This window comes from Oleiphilus sp. HI0132, from assembly GCF_001635845.1.
In genome coordinates this window covers 1-1,046 of the sequence record NZ_LWGJ01000606.1, presented here as the reverse complement: position 1 = coordinate 1,046, position 1,046 = coordinate 1, and the positions used below count along the sequence as shown (strand labels likewise).

Genomic DNA, 1,046 nt, shown 5'->3' with positions numbered 1-1,046 from the left:
GTTTTAAAGCTGAAGCAGAAACCTTGCAAGTGAAGGAAAAGCTGATCGAGACCAAGCAGATGCAAAATGAAGCATTAGAGGTAGAAGTTGAGCAGCGAACCAGAGACTTACGACTGGCTTTAGAAAAGGTCAATAAATTAAACTCCGAACTTGAAGATCTATCAACACTTGATCAAGTCACCGGGGTTAGAAATCGTCGTTATTTTGATGAAATGATGGAGCGAGAGTTTCGTCGTGGCAGGCGAAATGGGCGAGAATTAGCTTTGATTATGATTGATTTGGATAATTTCAAATCCGTCAATGATACCTATGGTCATCAAGCTGGAGACCAGTGTCTGAAAACGGTCGCTTCTGAAGTGTATCGTTTGGTGAAACGCCCTCCTGATCTGGTTTGCCGTTATGGTGGAGAGGAGTTAGCTGTTGTCTTACCTGAGACCAAATTGGAAGGTGCTGTTTTGATAGGTGAGCGAATTCGGGCGCATATTGAAGCTTTGTGGATTGATACGGGTGATGAGCGTATTCAAGTGACAGCGAGTGTTGGCGTAAGTGCCTGCATGCCGAACGAGGAAAGCTCGACTCACGCTTTGGTTGAGATGGCTGATCAGGCGCTATACCAAGCTAAGCTTAACGGTCGAAACAGAGTTGAGCAAAAAGTTGGCTAAGACGGCGTGAAACTGCTTGATAGCTGTTTGTTTATACAGTATTTTGTATGAATGAAACTGTATATTGCAGAAAAGCCCTGTCTGGGGAAGGCTATAGCGCNTGATCAGCCATCTCAACCAAAGCGTGAGTCGAGCTTTCCTCGTTCGGCATGCAGGCACTTACGCCAACACTCGCTGTCACTTGAATACGCTCATCACCCGTATCAATCCACAAAGCTGATGGCTGTATTTACGTCGGGCAATATAGGCAAGGTTTCATGCGACCATTTCTTAAGTGATGCATCATAGGCATCTGGCTCGAGCTGCTCCAGAAGGTGACCGATACACCAGCTGACTACATCACAGCGGCGTTTATCGGAATGCCCGACGTAAATACAGCCATCA

At 46.0% G+C, this 1,046-nt stretch carries 2 protein-coding genes; one reads left to right on the top strand and one right to left on the bottom strand.

The window, feature by feature from the left end; genetic code table 11:
- A partial coding sequence (locus tag A3766_RS07425) for a GGDEF domain-containing protein (RefSeq protein WP_156508763.1) occupies positions 1-662 on the top strand: 662 nt, incomplete at its 5' end.
- Between the two features lie 203 nt (positions 663-865).
- Here A3766_RS07425 and A3766_RS30655 read toward each other — a convergent pair.
- Positions 866-1,046: hypothetical protein (locus tag A3766_RS30655; RefSeq protein WP_197479410.1), on the bottom strand; the 181-nt coding region annotated here is incomplete at its 5' end.